This is a genomic window from Thermovirga sp. (assembly GCA_012523215.1).
GTDB lineage: Bacteria > Synergistota > Synergistia > Synergistales > Thermovirgaceae > 58-81.
This window is the reverse complement of sequence record JAAYIZ010000162.1, coordinates 1-2,443: the sequence shown is the minus strand read 5'-3', so window position 1 is coordinate 2,443 and position 2,443 is coordinate 1. Positions and strand designations below refer to the sequence as shown.

Annotated in this window: 3 protein-coding genes and 1 pseudogene; all 4 read right to left on the bottom strand. The window is 58.3% G+C overall.

Translation table 11 applies throughout. The features are described from left to right. On the bottom strand, positions 1-226 hold a 226-nt coding region (locus GX108_04355), incomplete at its 3' end, for a hypothetical protein (protein ID NLO56269.1). Positions 227-232: 6 nt separating this feature from the next. Then, the gene (locus GX108_04350) at positions 233-712 is read right to left on the bottom strand and encodes a cytidine deaminase (protein NLO56268.1); all 480 of its coding nucleotides are present in this window, start codon (positions 710-712) and stop codon (positions 233-235) included. Between the two features lie 82 nt (positions 713-794). Next, a complete protein-coding gene (locus GX108_04345) occupies positions 795-1,574 on the bottom strand; it encodes an enoyl-CoA hydratase/isomerase family protein (GenBank protein ID NLO56267.1) in 780 nt (259 codons plus the stop codon). A 201-nt stretch (positions 1,575-1,775) separates the two neighbouring features. Then, positions 1,776-2,443, bottom strand: a pseudogene (locus tag GX108_04340) (aminotransferase class III-fold pyridoxal phosphate-dependent enzyme).

Genomic DNA, 2,443 nt, shown 5'->3' with positions numbered 1-2,443 from the left:
CTATCAACCTCGCGACAGTGGTCTTGCCGGTCCCAGGATTGCCCCTGAAGCAGAAGTGAAAGGATTGAAGCCTCAGTTCGCCGAGATCGCCGCTCCGGCGGTGCTGGTTGAGCCAGAGGACGGCCTCTATTTTACGAAGTTCCTTTTTGATCGGCTCAAGCCCGACGAGGTCATCCAACCTGGTCTGTGGGCCTGGCTTTTTCCTGCCGGATATCTCGATGGCCAACCCGGATCACCTCTTTAAACCATCTGAACGCGGCCTTTCCTGCAGGTGCTCGACTTCGAGGCCGGCTTCTCCGCGAAGAAGGCTGGCAATGGGATCAGGATAGGGATTTGCGAAGACTATCCTTTTTATCCCGGCGTTAATTATGGCCTTGGTGCAGAAAGAACAGGGCTCATGGGTGCAGTAGATAACTCCTTCCGCTGTCGACGCACCTACCACCGCGGCCTGGGCAATGGCATTTACCTCGGCGTGGGATCCGCGGCATATCTCGTGCCGTTCACCGTGGGGTACACCCATCTTTTCCCGAAGGCAACCCGTCTCGGAACAGTGAGGGGCTCCTTTTGGCGCCCCATTGTAACCGGTGCTGATTATTTGTCTATCCCTGACGATGACCGACCCTACCTTTCTCCTGAGACAGGTGCTCCTCGTCGAGACCACGGCAGCGATGGCCATGAAATACTCGTCCCATCCCGGACGGTAATCCCCCATAGTCACGCACCTCCGCGATGAACCCTATTATACGGTAATGGTCGGCTTTTCTCCTCCCGATCGGGTGAAGGGGTTCTCCCCTTCACCGCCCCTCCCACCGGGGTTCCCTCTTTTCGAAAAAGGCCGCCACTCCCTCGTGGGCATCCCCCGTGGAGCAGAGCCTGGCGAAGGCTTCGTTCATATAGGCGAATTGCTTCCCATATTCCATATCCTCTGCTGTGTAAAAGGCGCTCTTGGCCAGTTGAAGGGCCAGGGGACTTTTCATGGCGAACTCCGCCGCCCATTGCCTGGCTTCCTCTTCGAGTTTATCAGCGGGAACAACCCTGTTGACGAGCCCCATGGCCATCGCTTCCGGTGCTTTAACCAGGGCCCCTGAAAGGAGAAATTCCAGCGCTCTCTTTCGCCCCACGCATCGGGCTACGGGGAGGACGGGGCCCACGCAGTTCAGCCCCAGGTTGATCGCAGTGAGGCCCATCCTCGCATCCTCGGCGGCTATAACCAGGTCAGCCGACGCCGCGAGCCCCAGGCCGTTGGCCGCCGCAACCCCCTGTACCTGGGCTATAACGGGTTTTTTCATCCTGGATATGAAAAACAGGGGTCTCTCCATTCTATCCACCCATTGATGGTACTCCAGGATGTTTTTACCCGAGATCTCGCTCACATCGATCCCCGCGCAGAAATGGCGCCCGGCTCCCCTGACGAGGATCACCCTGGTTTTGGGGCAGGAATCCAGTTCACTGAAGGCGGCCAGGAGTTCCTCCGCCAACGGGCTGTCAAAAGCGTTCATTTTCTCCGGCCTATTAAGGGTAACGCTGGCGACATGATCCTCGCCCCTTTCAACGATCAGTCTTGAATATTCCATCCACCGCACCTCCCGATAAAAAAGATTCTTACCAATTGGGCTACCCGGACCAACTTATTGCAAAGGGTGCTCCCGGTCAACCCACGTCAGCTCGGCTATTTAAAGGGGCAGGATTTTGAATGGCGACAAAGGGGAGGCCCCGCTCACAGGCGGGGCCTCCCCTTTCACGATTTAATCCATGGCATGGGAACGTGGCTCTTTCTAACCGAGCACCTCCCGCACCGCCTCCAGGGCCTTGTCAATCTCTTCCCTGGTTATCACCAGCGGGGGAGCGAACCGGATGATCCAGTCGTGGGTCTCCTTGCAGAGCAGGCCCTTGTCTTTCAGGGCTGTCGTGTACTTTCTGGCCTTGCCGGCGGATTCCTCAAGGACGATCGCGATCTGGAGGCCCTTACCCCTGATATGTATTATCCTGTGGGACTTGATCGCCTTCAGGCCTTCCATAAAGTACGCGCCGAGCTCGGCGGCCCTTTCGGACATTTTTTCGTCGATGAGCACATCGAGGGCCTCGTTGGCGACGGCGCAGGCAAGGGGGGTGCCCCCGAAGGTCGAACCATGGCTGCCCGGCTGGAAAACTCCGAGGACTTCTTTATCGGCGGCCACCGCCGACACGGGGAAAACACCGCCCCCGAGGGCCTTACCCATGATGATTATGTCGGGATCCACGTCCTCATGCTGAAAGGCGAAGATTTTTCCAGTCCGGCAGAGGCCCGTCTGGATCTCGTCGACGGCCAGGAGCACGTTGTGCTCTCGGGCAAGCTTCTCCAACCCCTAGAGGTACCCTTCGCTGGGCACCGCGACACCCGCCTCTCCATGGATGGGCTCCACGAGGATCCCCACGGTGTTCTTGTTGACGGCCTTCCTAGCGG